The following is a 22080-nucleotide window of genomic DNA, read 5'->3' as shown; positions in this document are numbered from 1 at the left end:
CAAGCACCGCGTTGCCAATGCAACAAAAAACCCGGCGCGGGTTGCCCCGGGCCGGGTTCTGACAGGTACTGGAGCCGTGTTTACACGGAGTAGTACATGTCGAATTCCACCGGATGGGTGGTCATGTTGTAGCGGGTTACATCCTCACGCTTGAGGTCGATGTAGCCCTGGATCATGTCTTCGGTGAAGACGCCGCCCTGGGTCAGGAACTCGTGGTCCGCTTCGAGAGCGTCCAGCGCTTCCTGGAAGGTCTCCGACACGGTCGGGATTTCCAGTGCCTCTTCCTTGGGCAGATCGTAGAGATCCTTGTCCATGGCTTCGCCGGGGTGGATCTTGTTCTGGATGCCGTCCAGGCCCGCCATGACCAGCGCGGAGAACGCCAGGTAAGGGTTGGCGGACGGGTCCGGGAAGCGCACCTCGATCCGGCGTGCCTTGGGGTTGTTGGTGTACGGGATCCGGATGGACGCGGAGCGGTTGCGCGCGGAGTAGGCGAGCATCACCGGCGCTTCGAAGCCTGGAACCAGGCGCTTGTAGGAGTTGGTGGACGCGTTGGTGAACGCGTTGATGGCCCTGGCATGCTTGATGATGCCGCCGATGTAGTAGAGGGCATTTTCGCTCAGGCCGGCGTAGCTGTCGCCGGAGAACATGTTCTTGCCGTCCTTGCTCAGCGACATGTTGACGTGCATGCCGGAGCCGTTGTCGCCGACCACCGGCTTGGGCATGAAGGTGGCGGTCTTGCCGAAGGCATGGGCCACGTTGTGCACGCAGTACTTGAGAATCTGCACCTCGTCCGCCTTGCGGGTCAGCGTATTCGGGCCAACGCCGATCTCGCACTGACCGGCGGTGCCGACTTCGTGGTGGTGCACCTCAATCTCAAGGTTCATGGATTCCATGGCGGCACACATGGCGCCACGCAGGTCGTGCAGGGAATCCACAGGGGGTACCGGGAAGTAGCCGCCCTTCACCTTGGGCCGGTGGCCGGTGTTGTTGCGCTCGAAGTCCTCACCGGAGACCCAGGCGGCTTCCTCGGAGTGGATTTCGTACATGGCGGAGTCCATGTCCACTTTCCACTTGGCGGAATCGAACACGAAGAACTCGGGCTCAGGGCCGAACAGGGCCGCATCCGCGATGCCCAGGGATTTCATGTAATCCTCGGTGCGCCGCGCCACGGAGCGCGGATCACGCTCATAGCCCTGCATGGTTGCCGGCTCAACGATGTCACAGGTGATGTTGAGGGTGGGCTCTTCCGCGAAAGGATCCAGGGTGACTGCGTCATCATCGGGCATCAGGATCATGTCGGACTCGTTGATGCCCTTCCAGCCATTGATGGAGGACCCATCGAAGGTGGCGCCGTCCGTGAAGAAGTCGTCATCGGCCCCGCTGGCAGGCATGGTGACATGCATTTCCTTGCCGCGGCTGTCGGTGAATCGCAGGTCGATCCACTTGATGTCGTGTTCCTGGATCAGCTTCAGTGTGTTCTTGGACATGTCAGAACTCCATCTGTGGTTCATTTGAGTAGAGCAGAGTGCTCGTGGCTCCGGCCCTGTGCACCGTGGTGGGGCCTTTCGCGTGCCTGACCACCCTTAAGCAAAAGGCTTGCCAATTACCGGATTTGCTCTTTTCTGGCCGCATAACAGGGCATTGGCGTCATCCTGGTGCGCTGACGTCGCTGCACGACGCACTATTACGGTGCACAAACGCGTGAGGCCGGTCCAATCTGGTGCGTTTTTGGACTGCAGCAGAGGCCCGTCGGAAAATGCCCCTGTTACTCGTTGCAGAAATGACCTCATGGAATAACTCGGTCTGTTCGTGTACAATCCGCGCCCTTGGTTCGGGGAAAGCCCGGATCGACCCTCATTTTCACCGCCCTTCATTCGAAATACCAGTGATTCAGAGGCCCTTTTCGTGATTGAGAATCTTCGCAACATCGCCATCATTGCACACGTTGACCATGGCAAGACCACGCTGGTCGACCAGCTGCTGCAGCAATCCGGGACCCTGGATCGCAAGTCATCGGACACTGACCGTATCATGGACTCCGATGATCAGGAGAAGGAGCGGGGCATCACCATCCTCTCCAAGAATACTGCGATCAACTGGGGCGAATACCGGATCAACATCGTCGACACGCCCGGCCACGCCGATTTCGGTGGCGAGGTGGAGCGGGTCATGTCCATGGTCGACTCGGTCCTGCTGCTGGTCGACGCCGTTGACGGCCCCATGCCCCAGACCCGCTTCGTGACCCAGAAGGCGTTCGCCAAGGGGCTTAACCCCATTGTTGTGGTGAACAAGGTGGACCGGGAAGGCGCCCGCCCGGACTGGGTGATCAACGAAGTCTTCGACCTGTTCGATGCACTGGGCGCCAACGAGGACCAGCTGGACTTCCCGATTGTCTACGCCTCCGCCCTCAACGGCATTGCCGGTGAGGATCCGGATGCCCTGGAAGACGACATGGATTCGCTGTTCAAGATGATCGTCAACCAGGTTCCGGCACCGAGCGTGGATCCGGACGCATCCCTGCAGATGCAGGTCTCCTCGCTGGACTACGACCCCTACGTGGGCGTGCTGGGCGTGGGCCGCATCAAGGGCGGCCAGATGAAGCCCGGCCAGCAGGTGGCCGTGATTAACCGCGAGGGGGAGCAGCGCAATGCCAAGCTGCTGGAAGTGAAAGGCTTCCTCGGCCTTAACCGCGTGAACGTGGATGAAGCCAACGCGGGCGATATTGTCTGTATCTCCGGCATCAGCAACCTTCGCATCTCGGATACGATCTGCAGCCGCGAAGCCCCCGAGGCGATGCCGGCGCTGACCGTGGACGAGCCGACCGTAAGCATGACGTTCCAGGTGAACGATTCGCCCTTCGCTGGCCAGGACGGCAAATACGTCACCAGCCGCCAGATCAAGGAGCGCCTTGAGCAGGAGCTGCTGCACAACGTGGCGCTGCGGGTCGAGCAGGGCGACGCAGCGGAAAAGTTCACGGTCTCAGGCCGTGGTGAGCTGCACCTGGCTGTTCTGATCGAGAACATGCGCCGTGAAGGCTTTGAGCTGGGCGTCTCACGCCCCGAAGTGGTGCAGCGTGAGAACAACGGCGCCAAGGAAGAGCCCTACGAGCAGGTCGTGGTCGACATCGAAGAGCAGCACCAGGGCTCGGTCATGGAAGAGATGGGCAACCGCCGCGCCGAGATGCAGAACATGGTGCCGGACGGCCGTGGGCGCGTGCGGATTGATTTCATCATGCCGGCGCGCGGGCTGATCGGTTTCCGCTCCCAGTTCCTGACCCTGACCCAGGGCTCGGGTATCCTGACCCACGTGTTTGACCACTGGGGTCCGGTCAAGGGTGGTATGGCCGAACACCGCCATAACGGTGCCATCGTTTCCATGGTCAAGGGCACTACCACAGCCTACTCTCTGTTTACGCTGCAGGACCGTGGCCGCCTGATGGTGGGCCCGGGCGCCGAGGTGTACGAGGGTATGGTTATCGGTATTCACGCGCGGGAGAATGACCTGACGGTGAATCCGACCAAGGGCAAGCAGCTCACCAACGTGCGTGCCGCTGGTACGGACGAGAACCTGGTGCTGACCCCGCCGATCGAGATGACCCTCGAGAACGCGCTTGAGTTCATCGATGACGATGAACTGGTGGAGGTTACGCCCAATAACCTGCGGGTCCGCAAGAAGCTGCTGACTGAAACGGATCGCAAGCGCGCCGGCAAGAAATAAGGTGGCTGAGCCTGCCCCGGGCGCCTAGACTTGGGGCATGCTGACCCTTTACCCGGAAATCGCCCCCTACGCCACCCATCGCCTGGACGTGGGGGATGGCCACAGTCTCTACCTGGAGGAGTCCGGGCATCCCGACGGGATCCCGGTGCTCGTGGTTCACGGCGGTCCGGGTGCGGGCAGTGATGGCACTGCCCGCCGTTTCTTTGATGCGGAGCGCTACCGCATCATCCTCTTCGATCAGCGCGGTTCCGGCCGCTCCACCCCGTTTGCTTCCGTAGAGCACAATACCACCGCCCATCTGCTTGAGGACATGGAGCGCATCCGCGCGTTCTTCGGCATTGAGCAGTGGCTTCTGTTTGGCGGTTCATGGGGGTCCACGCTCAGTCTGTTGTACGCCCAATCCCACCCGGAGCGGGTTCTGGGGCTGATCCTTCGGGGTATCTTTCTCTGCCGCGAGCGCGATATCAGCTGGTTCCTGCAGGACGGGGCCAGCCGGATCTTTCCGGATTACTGGGAGGATTTCATCGCCCTTATCCCGGAGAGTGAGCGGGATGACCTGATCCGTGCCTACCACCGGCTGCTGCACAGCGACAACGAGCTGGAGCGCCTGCAGGCCGCCCGCACCTGGGCGATCTGGGAGGGGCGCTGTGCCACCCTGCACCCGAACCCGGCAGCGGTGGAGCGTTTCGGGCACGCGCATCTGGCGCTCTCCCTCGCCCGTATCGAGTGTCACTACTTCCTCAACGGCGGTTTCATCGAGGAAAACCGGATCCTGGACAACCTGGATGCCATCCGCGATAAACCGGCCCGTATGGTTCACGGTCGCTACGACATGGTCTGCCCGCTGGAGAACGCTGTCACGCTGCACGATGCCTGGCCGGAAGCGGATCTTTCCATTATCCGTGACGCCGGACATGCGGCCTCGGAGCCCGCCATCGTCGATGCACTGATCCGGGCAACCGAAGCGATGAGTGATCGCTTCGGGCCGGATTTCGGCTTCCTATAGGGGGGGGCTAATCGTCAGACCGGCTCGCCATGGGATGGAACGAGCCGGTTGGGTTGGGTTAAAAGCTGAAGGACTTGCTGTAGACAGCTTGGATCAGCGTACTGCGGCGAGTGTCGTCGTCATTGTCTACATCAACAATTGTGCTGGCGGTGAAGGAGAGTTCATCGTTGAACTGGAACGAGAGGTCCAGGTGCGTCATGTCTTCTCCGAATCCGCCGTAACTGTTGCCCTGAGCTGCATCGTCAAAGCTGTGATGTCCAACGGTGGCACTGAATGCGTCGTAGCCGTAGCCGGCGGTGATATAGCTGTAACCCGGCAGGCCAGCCACTGTATCCACGTAGCCAAGGCTTGCGCCATAGGCTTCGACATTCAGATAGACTTCGGAGAAGTCACCGACGAGGTCCGGGGAGGTGGATTTGTCCTGGCTGGGGTAGATGTAGTTGATGGCACCAACATCCACCGATACGTCATCGGTAATGTCTGTGGCATAACCCGCATACAGATCGTATTCCTGACCCAGATTCGAGTCGCCGCTGGCGGCCCATACACCGGTATAGAGCCCGACGCCGCTGTCGAAATCGAGGCTGCCGGAAACGTGCGCGTTACCGCCGGTACTGAGGTCGACGCCGCGGAACAGATACATGTTGGAAATGCCGACGCTGGCGCTCAGGCTGGGATCGAACGCGGCGGCGGGTGACGCGGCGAACATTGCGCCAGCGCCCATGAATCCGGCAGCGATGCAGCTGAAAAGACGGGTACGTTGAGTCTGCATGATAATAGCCTCCGTTGGCTGTTTTGATTAATTCCGTTGCAGTGCAACTTGTCCCTACCACAGCAGCCGCTGTGCCTTTTTTTATAAAGTCCCTTAAAATCAGTCTCTAAAGAGGGTTAGGGGCGGTTGTCAGGAGGGTGGAGGCGCTTTGTGGGCTGGCCTTGGGGGCTGTTTTGGTGCAGGTGCACTCTGGTATGCGTCATTGCAGGGCGCTTTCTGGCACCATGAGTGGCTGCTGTTATCTGGACAGGAGGAGGTTGTTTGAAAGGGCTTATACAGCGTGTCAGCAGCGCCAGCGTCAGTATCGACGGAGAGGTCGTGGGAGAGGTCGGTTATGGTCTGCTCCTGTTTCTTGGGGTTCAGAAAACGGATGGGGCGGCCGAGCAGAAACGGATGCTGGAGCGCGTGCTTGAGTACCGTGTGTTTCCTGATGAACAGGGGCGTATGAACCGGAGCCTACGCGATTGCGGCGGTGACCTGCTGGTGGTGCCCCAGTTCACTCTGGCGGCGGATACCAGCAAGGGCAGCCGGCCCTCCTTTTCGTCCGCGGCCCGGCCCGAGCGCGGCGAACACTGGTTCAATGCGTTTGTGGAGGCAGCCCGCCAGGAGGTGGACGTGGCACCGCCCGGGATCGGGCATCTGGCCACCGGCCGTTTTGGTGCGGACATGCAGGTACAGCTGGTCAATGACGGGCCGGTAACGTTTCTGTTGAGCGTGTAGCGTTGAGGTTTCTTTAGCCGGTGGGGCCTCAGTGGTATTCTGCCGGCTCTGATAACACTAGGGGGTTCCATGAAGCGGAAAGGAATTGTTCTGGCACTGGCCGCGCTGGCGGCTGGTGGCGTACAGGCCCAGGATTCGGGCCGCAGCGGCGACAGTGAACTGACACTGGCGGAGGTGGACGCACTGACGCACCGGCTGGACATGATGCCGGAGATCTACGGCCAGCTTGGGCTGGTGATGGAGCACCGCGATACGGACGATACACCGGTAAGTCGCAGCCGGGGGACGGTTGGCAGCGAAACTGCCTTCCGCGACAGCAACTCCTGGATCGGCCTGCGCAACCGCACCGAGCTCATGCCGGGTACCGAGGGTTTCTTCCGTGCTGAGTGGCGCTCTATTCCCACCCGCGCCGATGAAGACCGGAACCGGATGTTCGATGAGCATGTCGAGTACGCCTACATCGGCCTTGAGGGTGACTTTGGCCGCATCTGGGGTGGCGTGGACGATACCGTGTATGAACAGCAGCTCGACCACGTTGCCAATTTCTTTGAAGGCGAATTCCGCCATGAGGACGGTGGGCGTGATACAAGGCGCCATCCGCTGGGCCCCTACACCACGGGCCGTGACCGTCTGGTGCAGTACACCACACCCTCCTGGGGCGACCTCCGGCTGCATGCCGCGGTTCAGCTGAACGAGGATGGTAGTCCCGAAGTCGGAAACGACCAGGAGAAGGAAAGCCGTCCCTATCAGGCCGTACTGAGCTATACTCCTGGCAACTGGGAATGGGCGCTGGGTATGGATTCCAATGACGGCGGCGACGTGCTCGGGGCAAACCCCTCCGAACGGGAACGGCTTCAGGCAGGCAACGAGAATACCTACGGCGGCCGCATGACCTATGAGGGTGAACGCTGGCACTTCACCGCCCAGTATCAGCACCGTAAGGACATCGCCAGCGTGGCGGCCCTGCTGACCAGCTACCGCATCGGCCCCAACCGGTTCTCGGTTTCCTGGGAAAGGGAGCGTGATGAACTTGCACAGCAGGTTTCCGGTGGTGACCTGGATAGCGAAACCACCAACGCCTACACGGCCCAGGTCATGCACGATCTGACCGAGTCCATGGCGGTGTACGTGGAAGGCTACAAAGCCAGTTCGAATGAGCAGACGCCGGACCGATTCGATCTGATGGTCGGCGCCCGTTACCGGTTCTGATCCATGAGCGAGACCGAGCTCAAACTCAGCATGACCCCCGCCAACCTTGACCGGGCCGGGGGCTGGCTGAGTACCAGGGGCGCCGTGGAGCAGGGCGAGCCCCTGACGCTCCTCAGCCGTTACTATGACACCCCGGAGGGAGCCCTGAACGCGGAACGGGTGGCTCTGCGCGTGCGCGCCACCGGGAGTGGCTACATCCAGACCCTGAAAACCCGCGGTCACCTCCAGGGGGCGGCCTTGGCGCGCCAGGAATGGGAGTGGGAAAGACCGGAAGCTTCCCTGGACCTGGCGCTTTTGGCTGACACCCCCATGGCGGATCACCCGGCCCTGAGCCACCTGGCACCCGTCTTTGACACGGACTTCCAGCGTCGCGTCCTTATGCTTGACTGGTCCGAGCAGGGGCAGTGGGCACGCATCGAATGCGCGCTGGACAATGGAGTGATCCGTGCCAGCGGGCAGGAGCAGCCGCTCTGTGAACTCGAGCTGGAACTGGTGGAGGGCGATGCCGGCATTCTCTCGCGGGTTGCAACCGCGCTGACAGCGAGCGTGCCGGCACTGCTCAACAGCATCAGCAAGGCTGAGCAGGGCTATCATCTGGCCGGGGTGGGCGCATCGGGAGAGGCTGGGTCCGGGGCCAGTCCCCAGGTGTGGCTGGATGCCCTGTGCCGCTTCTGGCTGGGGGATGATCCGGCTGGCTGGGAGCATTTTCTTCAGTTGCATCGACAACTGTCCGGTTCTGCAGAGGCAGCCGGGGCCGGGGAGGCCTACACTCAGGTCACAGCGGAGCTCGAATCCGCTGCGGCACAATGCATGTCGCCCCGCGAGGCCCTGACCACCATGCGCGGGCTGGCGCCGCTGCAGCTGGCACTGCTTGTCTGAACGGCATCAACCGGCGAGCTGATGGCACACCGACAGGAAGGTAACCACCATGATGGACCCTCTGGATGACGGGGAACTGGCACCGTTGCCTGACGCCCTCCGGGAGAAGGCGGCTGAAGGCTGGCGCAGTCTCATGGATGTGGAATCCGCCGCGAGCCAGGCGCATTTCGAGGCCCATCGCGAGGGCATCATCCAGGCCATTGCCCGCAGTGACTTCCTGTTCGAGCAGTTGCGGCGCCACCCCGATGTGCTGGAGCCGCTGTTCGAGTCAGAGCTGCTGACGCGCCCCTGGTGCCCGGGTGAGATCCAGGAGGACTGGCAGGCGCAGCAGCCGCATATCCAGGCGGAGGCGGAACTCCAGAAGGCCCTGCGGACCTTCCGGCGACGCTGGATGTTCCGGATCGTATGGCGCGATCTGCTGGGCGAAGCGGATCTCGAGGAAACCATGGGCGCCATGACCGAGCTGGCCGACGCCTGTATCGATGGCGCGGTTTCATGGCTCTACGCGGATGCCTGCCGCGAGTGGGGCACCCCCATGGGCGCGGATCCGGTTACAGGGAAGCACGTCGCCCAGCCCCTGCTGGTGATCGGCATGGGCAAGCTGGGTGCCGGGGAACTCAATCTCTCCTCGGACATCGATCTGATCTTCGCCTACCCGAGCAGTGGTGAAACCGAAGGCGCACGGCGCAGTGTCGACAATCAGGTCTTTTTCAGCCGCCTGGGTCAGAGGCTGATCCGCGCGCTGGATCAGCCCACCGCCGACGGTTTCGTCTTCCGTGTGGACATGCGGCTGCGCCCGAACGGCGAGAGTGGCCCCCTGGCCATGAGCTTTGGTGCCCTGGAGACGTACTACCAGAACCAGGGCCGGGAATGGGAACGCTATGCGCTGATCAAGGCACGGGTGGTCAGTGGGCCCAGGGAGCATGCCAGCCACCTTCAGCAGCTGCTGCACCCGTTTATCTACCGGCGCTACATTGATTTCTCCGCCTTCGAGTCGCTGCGGGAGATGAAAAAGCTCATCCAGCGCGAGGTTCGCCGGCGCTCACTGGAGAGCAACATCAAGCTGGGAGCCGGTGGCATCCGGGAGATTGAGTTTGTGGCCCAGGCGTTCCAGCTGATCCGCGGTGGCCGTGAGCCGGTCCTCCAGGAGCGCCGTCTCCGCGAAGTGCTGTCTGCCCTTGGGAGTATGGAGCTGTTGCCGGATGAGGTGGTTGCGGATCTGGACAGCGCCTATGTCCTGCTCCGGGATACCGAGCACGCCCTCCAGGGCATTGCCGACCAGCAGACCCAGACTCTGCCTTCGGATGCGGTGGGCCGGGCGCGGGTGGCGCTGATCATGGGGTACGGGGACTGGGACAGCCTTGCCGGTGACCTGCAGGCACACCGGGAACGGGTCAACGCGCATTTCGCGGACATCATCGCTCTGGAAGAGGACGAGGGAGAGGATGACGGTGGCCAGGATGGCTGGGAAGAGATCTGGGCCGGTTCGCTGGGGGAGGAGACGGCCAGCCAGTGGCTGGAAAGGGCCGGGTTCGAGTCGGCCACTGAGTCACTGGAACGGCTGAAATCCCTGCGGGAAGGCCGGGTTGTCACCACTCTCCAGAGTGAGGGGCGGCGTCGCCTGGACCGCTTCCTGCCACGGCTTCTGGCTGCACTGGCGGAGGAGGACGCCCCGTCCGCCACTTTGGAGCGTGTGCTTCCGCTGGTGGAAGCGGTTCTGCGCCGCAGCGCCTATCTGCTGCTGCTTACGGAGAATCCGGGGGCATTGCGGGAACTGGTACGCCTGTGCGCGGCCAGCCCCTGGATTGCGGACCAGCTGGCGGAGACGCCGCTGCTGCTGGATGAACTGCTCAACGCTGAAAGCCTCTATACGCCGCCTGACCGGGATCAGCTGCAGGCGGACCTGAACCAGCAGATGCTGCGGATTCCGCTGGACGATCTGGAAGAACAGATGGAGGCGCTGCGCCACTTCCGCAAGGCCCATGTGCTGCGCGTGGCTGCCTCCGAGATCCGTGGCACACTGCCGTTGATGAAGGTCAGCGACTATCTGACCTGGATTGCCGAGGCCGTTCTGGAGCATGTGGTGGTGCTGGCCTGGCACCATCTGACCCAGCGCTACGGCACGCCCACGGATGATCAGGGGGAGCCCATTGAGATGGACTTCGCGATCATCGGCTATGGCAAGTTCGGCGGTATCGAGCTGGGCTACACCTCGGATCTGGACCTGGTGTTCGTGCACGACAGTGATCCGCAGAATGTGACCGATGGCGATAAATCCATTGATAACGCGGTCTTCTATGCGCGCCTCGGTCAACGGGTGGTGCACATCCTCCAGGCGCAGACACCCTCCGGCCAGCTCTACGAAGTGGATATGCGGCTGCGGCCCTCGGGCAACTCAGGGTTGCTGGTCTCCACGCTGGATGCGTTCCGTACCTACCAGGAGCGCGATGCCTGGACCTGGGAGCATCAGGCCCTGGTCCGGGCGCGCTGGGTGGCCGGGAGCCAGGTTTCCGGCGAAGGGTTTGCGCGGATCCGCCATGATATCCTGGCAAATGAGCGCGACCCCGAGGCTCTGCGCCAGGAGGTGGTTGCCATGCGCCAGCGCATGCGTGATGCCCATGCCTCCGGGGATCCCGGCATATTCCACGTCAAGCAGGATCCGGGAGGGATCATCGACATCGAGTTCATGGTCCAGTACCTCATCCTGGCCTGGGCTCACCGGTACCCGGCCATCACCCACCAGTCGGACAACATCCGCCAGATGGAATCCCTTGGCGAGGCCGGTGTTCTGGATACTGCCATGGCTGAGCGCCTGCGGGATGTGTTCATTACCATGCGCTCGACTGTGCACCGGCGTGCGCTGCAGCGCCTCAACAGCGAGGTTTCGGCGGACCAGTTCGAGGCGGAGAGGCGCTACGTCATGGAGTGCTGGCAGACCCTGATGCATCCTCCTGCCGTTTAGGGGCTGTCCGTCCGTGCGCTCTCCGGTTCTCATGGAGGGCCCGTTTCCTGCTAGAATCCCGGGTTTGATGCTCTGGCCGAAAATACAGACGAGAGGAGTTGGCGGCAATGTCGATGGCGGATCGTGATGGTCTTATCTGGCTTGACGGGGAACTGGTGCCCTGGCGTGATGCCAAAGTGCATGTGCTGACCCATACCCTTCACTACGGCATGGGCTGCTTTGAGGGGGTGCGTGCCTACAGCACGGATGAGGGACCGGCGATCTTCCGTCTCCAGGACCACACCCAGCGCCTGTTCAACTCCGCGCACATCCTCAACATGAAGATGCCTTACGATCAGGAGACCCTCAACGACGCCCAGCGTCTGGTGATCCGTGAGAACGGTCTGGCCTCTGCCTACATCCGGCCCATGGTTTTCCTGGGGTCCGAGGGCATGGGGCTGCGTGCGGACAATCTCCAGGTGCACGTCATGATCGCCGCCTGGGAGTGGCCCTCGTACATGGCGCCGGAGGCACGGGAACAGGGCATCCGTATCCGCACCTCGTCCTACACGCGTCATCACGTGAACATCACCATGTGCAAGGCCAAGGCCAATGGCAACTACATCAACTCCATGCTGGCGCTCAATGAGGCCATGAGCTGCGGCTATGATGAAGCCCTGCTGCTGGACAACGAAGGTTACGTTGCGGAGGGGACTGGAGAGAACCTGTTCATCGTCCGCAATGGCGAACTGCATACGCCGGAGCTGACTTCCTGCCTGGATGGCATCACCCGGCGGAGCATTCTCGAATTCGCCCGTGAACTGGACATCCCCGTGAGAGAGCGTCGGATCACCCGCGACGAGATCTACATCGCGGACGAAGCGTTCTTTACCGGCACGGCTGCCGAGGTGCTGCCCATCCGCGAGCTGGACAACCGCACCATTGGCAAAGGCAGCCGTGGCCCCATTACCGAGCAGTTCCAGCAGATGTACTTTGACGCCGTGGAAGGGCGCCGGGAGCGGAACAGGGACTGGCTGACCGTCGCCACCTGAGCCCGGGAACGCCTGCATATGGCACGCTGGCTCTATTCACTTCTGCTGACGCTGCTGCTACCCGGCATTCTGGCGTTCCTGTGGTACCGGGGTCTTAAGGACAGACGGTACCGCGAGCGCTGGCCGGAGCGGCTGGGTTACGGGCCGGTTCCCGAAAATGCCGGCATCCTCTGGATCCACGCCGCATCCGTAGGCGAGGTGATCGCGGCTGCTCCCATGGTCAGGGCCCTCCGTGAACAGGCGCCGGACCGACAGATACTGGTCACCACCATGACACCCACAGGCGCCGAGAGGGTTCGTGCCGCCTTCGGGGATCAGGTGATGCACGCCTATATTCCACTGGACCTTCCTTGGATGGTGAATGCCTTCATCCGGCGCGTGAAGCCGTCGGGACTGGTCATCATGGAAACCGAAGTATGGCCCAACCTGGTGAATGCCTGTGCCCGCAGGGGGATTCCGGTGATCCTTGCGAATGCCCGGCTCTCGGAGAAATCCGCCTCGGGGTATGCCCGTGTGGCACCGCTGACGCTGCCGGCTTTCCGTTCCCTTGACTGGATTGCCGCCCAGTCGGATGCGGACGCGCAACGTTTCCGCGCCATGGGCGTGCGCTCGCAACAGCTTTCGGTAACAGGCTCGATCAAGTATGACCTGCGGATTCCGGAAGCGGTGCGCGATGAGGCGGCTGCACTCAGGGAGAGTTTCGGAGAAGGGCGGCCCGTATGGATCGCCGCCAGTACCCATGACGGCGAGGATGAGCCTGTCTTGGCCGCGCATCGCCGCCTGCTGGAACGTTACCCGCGGGCACTGCTGGTGCTGGTGCCACGCCACCCCGAGCGCTTTGATGCAGTGGCACGGCTCACTGAGCAGCAGGGCCTGACCCTGGCGCGTCGGACAGCGGCTGACGATCCCGCCTCTGCTCAGGTTTACCTTGCGGACACCATGGGTGAGCTCCTGATGCTCTTCGGGTGTGCGGATATCGCCTTTATCGGCGGGTCGCTCATTGAGCGTGGCGGGCACAACCCGTTGGAGGGGGCGGCCTGGTCGCTGCCGGTGCTGACCGGGCCGAATGTGTTCAACTTCGTCAGTGTGTTTGAGCGCCTCGCGGACGAGCAGGCCGTGCGGTTTGTGGATGGCACCGATGCGCTGGCCGCGGTGCTGGAGGAGCTTGTGGGGGCAGCGTCGGAACGGGAGGCGCTGGGCCAGCGTGGCCGGGCCGTGGTGGATGCCAACCAGGGCGCGGTGGCGCGCCTGGTGGAGGGTGTCCTCAGGCGGCTGCCCGATTACTGATCCGGGGTCTGGTCCCCGTTGTCCTGCCGTTCCTCGCGGGTTACCTGTCTTGCCAGACGTTCAATGCCCGGAGCTGTCGCGCTCAGCCAGCGGTCAAGGCCTTGCAGATCCTGGGGGCTCAGCGTTCCGGCTACCTGCTTCAGGCGCAGTGTGTTGAGCACGTAGTCGTAGCGGGCATTGGCGTAGTCCCTCAGAGCAACGTAGTAGTTCTGCTCAGCATCCAGTACTTCAACGATGTTCCTTGTACCCACCTCGTAGCCGGCACGCGTGGCGTCCAGCGCGCTGCGCCTTGAAACAATGGTCTGGCGCTGGGCATTGATGGTCTGGATGTTGGTGGTGATCCGGCGGAACAGGGAACGGGCGTCAAGGCGGACATTGCGGCGCACCGTGTCCAGGTTGCGTTGGGCCTGCTCGCTTTCCGCCCGAACCCGCCGGACACCGGCCTGGGTGCCACCACCACTATAAAGAGGAATGTTCAGGGACAGTCCGACGGTGGTATCGGTGCGCGGATACTCGTCCATGGGATTGGTCGGTATGGGTGCCCCCGGCGCCCCCGTGGCCGGGAGGTCAAAGTCATTATCCTGGTGCTGACGCTGGACCCGGGCGAACAGGTCCAGTGTGGGCAGGTGTTCGGAGCGTGCTGCGCTGAGCTGCTCGCGGGTGGCGTCCACGGTAAGCTGTTGTGCCTTCAGCTCCCAGTTCTGCTCCAGTGCGGTCTGGGCCCAGGCCTTGGGGTTGGCCGGTTCCGGGCTGCTGATCGGGAAGTCGGTTTCTAGCCGTTCGAGGGTCTCCGGGAACTGGCCGGTCAGTCGCGCAAGGCTCTCGCGTTCGATGTCCAGCTGGCTCTGGGCAGCGATCCGCTGCGAGCGGCTTGCGTCGTAGCCTGCGCGAGCTTCCTCCACTTCAGTGGTGGCTACCAGCCCCACGTCATAGCGCTCTTTCGCTTGCTCCCACTGGCGCCGCAGGGCCGCTTCCTGAGCCTGAGCGGTGTCCAGTTCGTCTTTGGCGCGCAGCACATTGAAGTACTGTTCCGCTACTTTCAGCATCAGCCCCTGTTCAGCGCGGGAGAGTTCCGCCGCCGCAACCTTGCTCTGCTTCTGGCTGGCCTGGAAACCATACCAGGCGTTGGCCCGGAACAGGGGCTGGCTGAGCTGGAGGCCATACTCATGGTTGGTGACGTGGCCATCCACAGTGTTGAGCTCGGTATAGGTGGATTCTCCGAAGGCGTCCAGCTGGGGCAGAAGCGGCGCTCTGGACTCAGCCACAGCTGCCTCACGGGCTTGTCGGGCTGCCCTGGCCGCCGCCAGTTCTGAATCATAGGAAAGGGCCTTGCGGTAGACGTCCATCAGCCCCTCGCCGTGAGCCTGGGTAACGGGGAGCAGCAGGGCCGCAATCAGTGCGGGAAGAGCGCGCGCTTTCATTGGATCCCTCAAGCGTTGATCAAGGATGGCCGTGACCGGCGGTCACCATTATGGACAAGTTCCGGGGCAATCTCTAGACTCGAATGGACTGTCTTGACGGGGTGCCGGACCCGGGGTTGGCGTTTGCCGCCGCGACCGGCTGAGATTGCGAATGCAGAACCCGCAGACCTGATCCGGCTAGCACCGGCGTAGGGATCGAGACAGGCGGGTGCTGACTGTACCGCCTCCTTGTTTGCCACTACTGACGTCATGTCTGCCTCTGCGTTCTCCCGTCCGTTCGATCACCAACGGAGGAGAACCACCATGAACCCATCCAATGAGCTCCTGAGCGAGAACGAGCGCGTCAACGACGCCACCATCGACCAACTGCCTGCGTCGCATAAAGTGTACGTGTCGGGCAGTCGTCCGGATCTGAACGTGCCCATGCGCGAGATCCAGCTGAGTCCCACAGACACGGCCGAGGGCCCGGAAGCCAACGAGCCGTTGCGGGTCTACGACACATCCGGCCCCTATACGGATCCCGCTGCTGCCATCGACCTCCGTGAGGGCCTCGCGCCTTTGCGCGCCGGCTGGATCGATGAACGGGGTGATACGCAGCGCCTGCCCGAGTTCAGTTCCGAAACCACTCGCCAGCGGCTGCGTGACCCACGACGGGACGCCTTCCGCTTCGGCCGGCCGCCCAAGCCCAGGGTGGCCAGCGCGGGCGGCAACGTGAGCCAGATGCACTACGCGCGGAAGGGCATGGTCACCCCCGAGATGGAATTCATCGCCATCCGCGAGGGCGTCGATCCCGAGTTCGTGCGTGATGAAGTGGCGCGTGGACGTGCCATCATCCCCAACAACATCAACCACCCGGAATCCGAGCCCATGATCATCGGGCGCAACTTCCTGGTGAAGGTCAACGCCAACATCGGCAACTCGGCGGTGACTTCCTCGATCGAGGAAGAGGTGGGCAAGCTGACCTGGGCGATCCGCTGGGGGGCGGATACCATCATGGATCTGTCGACCGGTAAGGACATCCACGAGACCCGGGAATGGCTGCTCCGCAACTCACCGGTGCCTGTGGGCACGGTACCCATCTACCAGGCACTGGAGAAGGTGGATGGTACGGCCGAGGACCTGACCTGGGAGCTGTTCCGGGATACCCTCATCGAACAGGCCGAACAGGGCGTGGACTACTTTACCATTCATGCCGGGGTGCGCCTGCACCATGTGCCCATGACGGCGGAACGGACCACGGGTATCGTCTCGCGCGGTGGGTCCATCATGGCCAAGTGGTGCCTGTCCCGGCACGAAGAGAGCTTCCTCTATACGCATTTCTCTGAGATCTGCGAGATCATGAAGGCCTATGACGTTGCCTTCTCCCTGGGCGACGGGCTGCGCCCCGGCTCCATTGCCGATGCCAACGACCGGGCGCAGTTCGCGGAGCTGGAGACACTGGGCGAGCTCACGAAGATCGCCTGGGAGCATGATGTCCAGTGCATGATCGAGGGACCTGGTCATGTGCCGATGCACCTGATCAAGGAAAACATGGAGCGTCAGCTTGAGTGCTGTGACGAGGCGCCGTTCTACACGCTGGGGCCGCTGACAACCGACATCGCGCCGGGCTATGATCACATTACCTCCGGGATTGGCGCTGCCATGATCGGCTGGTATGGTTGCGCCATGCTCTGCTACGTGACGCCGAAGGAGCATCTGGGCCTGCCCAACCGCGAGGACGTGAAAGAAGGGCTGATGGCCTACCGGATTGCGGCGCACGCGGCGGACCTGGCCAAGGGCCACCCCGGAGCCCAGCGGCGGGATGACGCGCTTTCCAGGGCGCGCTTCGAGTTCCGCTGGGAAGACCAGTTCAACCTCGGACTGGATCCCGAACGGGCCCGAGCCTATCACGATGAGACCCTGCCCAAGGATTCGGCGAAGGTGGCGCACTTCTGCTCCATGTGCGGGCCGAAGTTCTGTTCCATGAAGATCTCCCAGGAGGTGCGTGACTACGCGCGGGAGCATGGTCTGAACGATGAAGCGGCGCTGCGGGAAGGGCTGGCGGACAAGTCCGCCGAGTTCCGCGAACAGGGAGGGGATCTGTACCACGAAGTCTGAGACCGATGAGGCCCTGATGGGAGAGCTGGACAGCACCTTTGACCACGATGACGTGACCATTGAGTCCGATGAGGCGCTCTATCAGGGTTTCTTCCAGCTTCGTGGGTTGCGGTTCCGGCACCGCCTTTTCGGAGGCGGCTGGAGCCCTGCCATGCATCGCGAGATCTTCTGGCGTGAGAACTGCACCTGTGTGCTGCCCTATGACCCCTGGCGGGACGAAGTGGTGCTTCTGGAGCAGTTCCGCGCCGGCGCCCTGGGGCGTGAGGCCTCGCCCTGGCTGCTGGAGGTGGTCGCCGGCATCAACGAATCCGGTGATGACGGTGAGACCACCGCCCGCAGGGAAGCCGAGGAGGAAGCGGGGCTGACCCTGGGGCGTGTCGAGAAGATCTGTGACTATCTGGTCTCACCTGGCGGTACCAATGAACTTGTGCACCTCTATGGCGGCTGTGTGGATGCGGCCGGTGCAGGTGGTATCCATGGCCTTGAGCATGAGAACGAGGACATCCGCGTGCAGCCTCTTGCCTTTGAAATCGCCATGGAGGGCCTGCGTGACGGCCGGATCTGGAACGCACCAGCCATCATGGCCCTGCAGTGGCTGGCTCTGAACCGTGAGCGGTTGCGGGATGAGTGGAGGGCCGGGTGATGGTGCAGCGGTATGTGCCGGACCTGACCCGCTTCGCGGCGGTCTGCGAGGCCAACTACCATCGCCTGGGCCATCTTGAGCGCCTCGGGCCCGATGCGGACTCTGATGTGTTCTTCCAGTTGCATGACGGTGGTCGGCATCTGGGAGACGTGCATCTGTGCCGTCTGGAGAAGGCGCGCTTCACCGAGACCTGGTACCTGGAACAGGTGGCGAACAACGGGCGCTGGCTCAATAACCCCCGCATGACGGTGCGTGCCTATCACGATGTGGGGATGCTGGAAGTGATGAGCTGTTTCCGGCATGGGCGCATCCGCGCTGTGAATCCCTACCCCAATGCGCGAATGCATCTTCCGGATGAGAAGCTGCAGATCAATCTGTTCCTGGCGGACTGGCTGGATTTTTGCCTCAGGTTCGGGCAGGCGGCCGACCTGGATTCGGTCTGGAGCCTGGAATCCTGAACCCGTGATGACGTTCCCTAAATCCGTTGGGCAATAACGCATAAGCCCGCTATATTGAAGGGCATAGCGACGAAGGGAGCCCATAGCCACCATGGACGCCTCAGCCGAGCCCCTGCATGTGCTGCAGATTACGGACCCCCACCTGATGGGGGACCCGGAAGGGCGCCTGCTCGGGATCAATACGCGCCAGACACTGGAGGCAGTGCTCGCGCATGTCCGCGTCCATTACGGTCAACCGGATCTGGTTCTGGCAACCGGAGATATCTCCCAGGATGGCAGTGACGACTCCTATCACTATTTCCGGGAGCAGACCGCTTTCTTTGAGGGGCCTGTCTTCTGGGCAGCGGGCAATCACGATGTGCTGCCGGCAATGGAGCGGGCCATCAGGGGAACCCGATCGGCAGAGCGGCGTTACCGGAGCCATGGGTGGCAGCTGATCTGCCTGGACTCCTCGGTGCCGGACCAGGTGCACGGGTGCCTGGGGGAGAAGGAACTGGCGTATCTGGATGCCTGCCTGAAGGAGCACCCCGGGGATCATGCGCTGGTGTGCCTGCATCACCATCCGATCCGTATCGGTGCCGAATGGATGAATGCCATTGGCCTGCAGGATCACGAAGCCCTCTTCGAGGTGCTGGCGCGCCACGAGCAGGTGCGGGGACTTCTCTGGGGGCATATCCACCAGTCCCTGGACCAGGAGACCGGCGGCTGGCGGATGCTGGCCGGCCCCTCCACCTGCGTGCAGTTTCTGCCGGATTCAGAGTCCTTTGCGGTTGATGCCGTGCCGCCGGGTTACCGCTGGCTCGCGCTCTATCCGGACGGGCGCATCCGCTCCGGCGTGGAACGCATTGCCGATGATGACTACGGACTGGAGCTCGACAGCGTTGGCTACTGATGACCCTGACCTGATCTATCTTCATGGGTTCCGTAGTGCGCCGGCCTCCGAAAAGGCAAGGGAGCTGGATGCCTGGCTGCATGAATCCGGCTACCGGGGGCAGTGGTTCATTCCCCAGTTGGCAACCACGCCTGCCGGCGTGGAGGCGCAGCTCGCCGGGCTCATCGAAGAGGCGCCGGGTTCCGGGCCCGGCCTGATCGGCAGCTCCCTGGGCGGGTTCTTCGCGATGGTGATGGCGGAGCGCTATGGTCTGCCGGCGGTCCTGATCAATCCCGCCGCGCATCCCTACCGCCTGATGGAGGAGTCACTCGGCGAGCACACCAACCTCTATACCGGGGAGAGCTTCCACGTTACGGAGGAGCACGTGCATCAGCTTAAGGCCATGGATCCGGGGGTTCTGTCACACCCTGAGCGCCTCATGGTTCTTCTGGAAACCGGCGATGAAACACTGGACTACCGGCAGGCTGCCGAAAGGTTCACCGCCAGCAAGCTGGTTGTGCACGAAGGTGGTAACCACCGCTACACGCGGTTCCGCCAGGAGCTGCCGATGATGATGGACTTTCTGCGGCGCGGGGTCAGTCCTCAGTAACCGCCGTGGACCGTGATCCCCATATCACGGAAGTTCTGAGCCATTTCCTCCAGGTCGTACTGGGTCAGGCCGGTGTGGATGAGTACATCCTGCTCCAGGCGCCGCCATTCATAATCCTCTTCCTGCTGGCCCAGGATCGAGAAGTTACCGCAGATGTGCTCAGCGATTTTGAGCGTGGCCAGCAGTGTCTTGCGTTCCTGGGCCCGGGTGCCCGTCTGGGCAAAGACCTGCTGAACGTTGTGGTGTTCGGCGATGACCTCGCAGAGGTGGCGCGGCAGGTTCCAGGATTTGGCCACGTAATAGCCGACGACCGCATGGTTGGTGTTCAGCATCCGGTTCTCAACGTCGATCAGGCGCGGTTCGTCACGCGCGTAGCTCTCCATCATGACATCGTCGTAGTCCGGGAAGCGCTCCATCATCAGTGGAATACCGGCGTTGTGGAAAAGTCCCATCGCATAGGATTCATCGGGGTTCTTGGCGCCGATGGCGCGCGCCACATGGGCCGAAACCTGGGCGATGTCCGTGGCGGTGTCCCAGAACCGGGTCATGGCACGGATCGCCTGATCCGACATCTCGCCCTTGATGCTCAGGCCGTTGATGATGTTGATGACCGTGGTGGGGCCGAGCAGCGCGACTGCCTGTTCAATGGATGAGATCTGGTTGCTGTGCTGCAGGAAGGGCGAGTTGACGAACTTGAGCATCATTCCGGACAGGGAGACATCCTGCCGGATGAGTTTGGCGATCTGTTCGATGTCCGGATCCGGCATCGCCTGCTCCATCTGGAGGTCCACCATGATCTGGGGCTGTGGTGGAATCCGGATGCCCTGGAGGACGTTGTGGATCTGTTCGTCGGTGAGTTCCGCAGGCATAGGGGCTTATCATCCTGTTGGGTTGCTGCCCCCAGCCTAGACCAGATGGTGGCGATAGGCTGTAACTGATTGTTCAGGGCGTTCCTGTATCTCCGTAGGAGCGAGCCTCGCTCGCGATTGTTACCCGGGATCGCGCCGGGATCGCGAGCGAGCCTCGCTCCTACGGGGACTGGAGATCCAGGATTGGCCAGCCGCGGTGGTGGGCGGTGTCGCGCAGGGCAGGGTCCGGGTTGGTGGCAACCGGGTTGGGCACGGTTTCCAGCAGCGGCAGGTCGTTGCGCGAGTCACTGTAGAAGTGCGCGCCATCCAGGGTTTCCGAGCGATCGAGCAGCCATTCCTCGAGCCGCGTGATCTTGCCGTCCCGGAAGCAGGGGGTGCCGGCAACGCGGCCGGTAAAGGCGCCATCCACCACTTCCGGCTCGGTGGCAATCAGGTTGGGGATACCCAGGCGCGCCGCGATGGGTTCCGTGACGAAGCGGTTAGTGGCGGTGATGATCAGCAGGGTCTCTCCACGCTCACGGTGACGGTTGATGAGGGCTTCGGCCGCGGGTTCGATCATGGGCTCTACCCGTTCCTGCATGAATCGTTCCCGCAGCTCCCGCAGTATTGCAGGTTTCTGGCTGGCCAGTGGTTCCAGGGCGAAGGCCAGGTATTGCTCAATATCCAGCCGACCGGCCTCGTAATCGCGGTAGAACTGGTCGTTGCGCTGGCGGTAGCGCTCCCCATCCACCACGCCGGTATCGATCAGGAACTGGCCCCAGGCATGATCGCTGTCGCCGTGCAGAAGGGTGTTGTCCAGGTCGAAGATGGCGAGTGTCACGGTAGTGCGGCCTCCGGGAGAATTCGGGGCGCAAGGGTATCACAATCACCGTAGGAGCGAGCCCTGCTCGCGATGGATGTTGGGAATCGCGAGCAGGGCTGGCTCCTACGCGGTTTGCTCCGGGGCTATCAATTCTGGAAAAATGACACTAACTTACACGTAGAAGATGAATAACAAACAGAGGTGTTGCCGTGATTGACTCCGACGGATTCAGACCGAATGTCGGAATCATGCTGGCGAATCACCGGGGGGAATTGCTCTGGGCCAGGCGCATCGGCCAGGACGCCTGGCAGTTTCCACAGGGAGGCATCAATGAGGATGAGACACCGGAGCAGGCCCTCTATCGCGAACTGATGGAGGAGGTTGGCCTGGACTCATCGGATGTCCGGATCATCACTACCACCCGGGGCTGGCTCAGGTACCGCCTGCCCCGGCGCATGGTCCGAAGGGATTCACGCCCGGTGTGCATTGGCCAGAAACAGAAATGGTTCCTTCTCGAGATGCTCTCGCCCGACGCCCGGGTGAGGGTTGATCGCAGCCATAAGCCTGAATTCGACGGCTGGCAGTGGGTCAGTTACTGGTACCCGCTGGGGCAGGTGGTGTCCTTCAAACGCGAAGTCTACCGCAGGGCGCTGAGGGAACTGGCGCCGGGGGTATTCAGGCTACAGTCAAAGGGGCAACCGCCGGCCCGCCAGGAAAGCTGACCGA

General features: G+C 62.5%; 19 protein-coding genes and 1 riboswitch. Of the genes, 14 read left to right on the top strand and 5 right to left on the bottom strand.

Translation table 11 applies throughout. The features are described 5' to 3' along the window. Positions 1-80: 80 nt before the first annotated feature. Positions 81-1487 (bottom strand): type I glutamate--ammonia ligase, encoded by a 1407-nt coding sequence (gene glnA, locus QZ501_RS02235; protein ID WP_151440425.1) that lies wholly within the window; start codon positions 1485-1487, stop codon positions 81-83. A 418-nt stretch (positions 1488-1905) separates the two neighbouring features. Here glnA and typA point away from each other — a divergent pair, with 418 nt between their 5' ends. After that, positions 1906-3717, top strand: a complete 1812-nt coding sequence (typA, locus tag QZ501_RS02230; protein ID WP_151440424.1) for a translational GTPase TypA — start codon at positions 1906-1908, stop codon at positions 3715-3717. 37 nt (positions 3718-3754) lie between these two features. Further along, on the top strand, positions 3755-4723 hold the full coding sequence (gene pip, locus QZ501_RS02225) for a prolyl aminopeptidase (RefSeq protein WP_295716809.1): 969 nt from the start codon (positions 3755-3757) through the stop codon (positions 4721-4723). A gap of 58 nt (positions 4724-4781) precedes the next feature. On the opposite strand, the gene QZ501_RS02220 is transcribed toward pip, so the two are convergent. Then, entirely contained in the window at positions 4782-5495 is a 714-nt protein-coding gene (locus QZ501_RS02220; RefSeq protein ID WP_295716807.1) for a TorF family putative porin, read from the bottom strand. Positions 5496-5756: 261 nt separating this feature from the next. Between QZ501_RS02220 and dtd the strand changes: the two genes are divergently transcribed. The 6 genes from dtd (at position 5757) to waaA (ending at position 13583) form a co-directional block, all read left to right on the top strand. Then, complete coding sequence (dtd, locus tag QZ501_RS02215) at positions 5757-6215, top strand: D-aminoacyl-tRNA deacylase (protein WP_151440421.1); 459 nt, start codon at positions 5757-5759, stop codon at positions 6213-6215. A 69-nt stretch (positions 6216-6284) separates the two neighbouring features. Then, positions 6285-7424 (top strand): porin, encoded by a 1140-nt coding sequence (locus tag QZ501_RS02210; RefSeq protein ID WP_295716805.1) that lies wholly within the window; start codon positions 6285-6287, stop codon positions 7422-7424. A gap of 3 nt (positions 7425-7427) precedes the next feature. After that, positions 7428-8303, top strand: coding sequence for a CYTH domain-containing protein (locus QZ501_RS02205; protein ID WP_295716803.1), 876 nt, complete (start codon positions 7428-7430; stop codon positions 8301-8303). A gap of 49 nt (positions 8304-8352) precedes the next feature. Beyond that, complete coding sequence (glnE, locus tag QZ501_RS02200; RefSeq protein WP_295716801.1) at positions 8353-11265, top strand: bifunctional [glutamate--ammonia ligase]-adenylyl-L-tyrosine phosphorylase/[glutamate--ammonia-ligase] adenylyltransferase; 2913 nt, start codon at positions 8353-8355, stop codon at positions 11263-11265. A 107-nt stretch (positions 11266-11372) separates the two neighbouring features. Further along, entirely contained in the window at positions 11373-12296 is a 924-nt protein-coding gene (locus QZ501_RS02195; RefSeq protein ID WP_151440418.1) for a branched-chain amino acid transaminase, read from the top strand. An 18-nt stretch (positions 12297-12314) separates the two neighbouring features. Beyond that, a complete protein-coding gene (waaA, locus tag QZ501_RS02190; RefSeq protein WP_295716799.1) occupies positions 12315-13583 on the top strand; it encodes a lipid IV(A) 3-deoxy-D-manno-octulosonic acid transferase in 1269 nt (422 codons plus the stop codon). Here waaA and QZ501_RS02185 read toward each other — a convergent pair. After that, entirely contained in the window at positions 13577-15004 is a 1428-nt protein-coding gene (locus QZ501_RS02185) for a TolC family outer membrane protein (RefSeq protein ID WP_295716798.1), read from the bottom strand. The two genes, waaA and QZ501_RS02185, sit on opposite strands and share 7 nt — an antisense overlap. An 87-nt stretch (positions 15005-15091) precedes the next feature. Further along, positions 15092-15216, top strand: a riboswitch (TPP riboswitch). Positions 15217-15307: 91 nt separating this feature from the next. On the opposite strand from QZ501_RS02185, the gene thiC reads away from it, so the two are divergent. The 5 genes from thiC (at position 15308) to QZ501_RS02160 (ending at position 19683) form a co-directional block, all read left to right on the top strand. Beyond that, entirely contained in the window at positions 15308-17101 is a 1794-nt protein-coding gene (thiC, locus tag QZ501_RS02180; protein ID WP_295716797.1) for a phosphomethylpyrimidine synthase ThiC, read from the top strand. A gap of 16 nt (positions 17102-17117) precedes the next feature. After that, a complete protein-coding gene (locus tag QZ501_RS02175; RefSeq protein WP_160899276.1) occupies positions 17118-17744 on the top strand; it encodes an NUDIX domain-containing protein in 627 nt (208 codons plus the stop codon). After that, positions 17744-18202 (top strand): DUF1249 domain-containing protein, encoded by a 459-nt coding sequence (locus tag QZ501_RS02170; protein ID WP_151440413.1) that lies wholly within the window; start codon positions 17744-17746, stop codon positions 18200-18202. Before QZ501_RS02175 ends, QZ501_RS02170 begins: the two co-directional genes overlap by 1 nt. Before the next feature lie 91 nt (positions 18203-18293). Beyond that, positions 18294-19094, top strand: a complete 801-nt coding sequence (gene cpdA / locus QZ501_RS02165; RefSeq protein ID WP_295716793.1) for a 3',5'-cyclic-AMP phosphodiesterase — start codon at positions 18294-18296, stop codon at positions 19092-19094. Further along, positions 19084-19683 carry a YqiA/YcfP family alpha/beta fold hydrolase gene (locus QZ501_RS02160; protein WP_160899278.1) on the top strand — a complete coding sequence of 200 codons (600 nt, stop codon included), beginning with the start codon at positions 19084-19086 and terminating at the stop codon, positions 19681-19683. Before cpdA ends, QZ501_RS02160 begins: the two co-directional genes overlap by 11 nt. On the opposite strand, the gene QZ501_RS02155 is transcribed toward QZ501_RS02160, so the two are convergent. Both QZ501_RS02155 and QZ501_RS02150 read right to left on the bottom strand, forming a co-directional pair. After that, entirely contained in the window at positions 19677-20552 is an 876-nt protein-coding gene (locus QZ501_RS02155; protein ID WP_295716791.1) for an HDOD domain-containing protein, read from the bottom strand. The genes QZ501_RS02160 and QZ501_RS02155 overlap by 7 nt on opposite strands. A 160-nt stretch (positions 20553-20712) precedes the next feature. After that, the gene (locus QZ501_RS02150; protein WP_295716790.1) at positions 20713-21372 is read right to left on the bottom strand and encodes an HAD family hydrolase; all 660 of its coding nucleotides are present in this window, start codon (positions 21370-21372) and stop codon (positions 20713-20715) included. 191 nt (positions 21373-21563) lie between these two features. Between QZ501_RS02150 and rppH the strand changes: the two genes are divergently transcribed. Next, the gene (rppH, locus tag QZ501_RS02145) at positions 21564-22076 is read left to right on the top strand and encodes an RNA pyrophosphohydrolase (protein ID WP_151440408.1); all 513 of its coding nucleotides are present in this window, start codon (positions 21564-21566) and stop codon (positions 22074-22076) included. Positions 22077-22080 lie beyond the last annotated feature (4 nt).

It is taken from the genome of uncultured Halovibrio sp. (assembly GCF_913056445.1).
Lineage (GTDB): Bacteria > Pseudomonadota > Gammaproteobacteria > Pseudomonadales > Oleiphilaceae > Halospina > Halospina utahensis_B.
Note: the sequence above shows the minus strand (reverse complement) of the source record. Positions and strands in the feature narration are given on the sequence as shown.